This is a genomic window from Dietzia sp. E1, assembly GCF_014145015.1.
In the GTDB taxonomy this organism is placed as follows: Bacteria; Actinomycetota; Actinomycetes; order Mycobacteriales; family Mycobacteriaceae; genus Dietzia; species Dietzia cinnamea_A.
This window is the reverse complement of record NZ_JAALDU010000047.1, coordinates 1-297: the sequence shown is the minus strand read 5'-3', so window position 1 is coordinate 297 and position 297 is coordinate 1. Positions and strand designations below refer to the sequence as shown.

General features: G+C 74.4%; 1 protein-coding gene. It reads left to right on the top strand.

The annotated features are described in order from the left end of the window. Positions 1-297 (top strand): DUF222 domain-containing protein (locus G6030_RS02285; protein WP_182642074.1); only part of this gene is annotated, 297 nt, incomplete at both ends.

Genomic DNA, 297 nt, shown 5'->3' with positions numbered 1-297 from the left:
GGGGATCGGCCGAGCCGGTCGGCGGTGGATGCGGCGATCGATGAGGCGGTGGAGCGGTGCGATCCGGCCGGGGCGCAGGAGGCGGCCGAGGCGGCCGCTGAGACGCGCCGGGTCCGGTTTCGCGGTGGGCGTGACGGGATGGCCACGATGTGGGCCAAGCTCACCGCCGCTGATGCGGAGTTGCTGCGCCAGCGGATCGATACCGATGCTGCGGTGGCGGCCGCGGACGGGTTGGACCGGCCGATCGATCAGTTGCGCGCGGACGCTCTGGCCGCGCTGGCGGTGTACCCGCCCGAC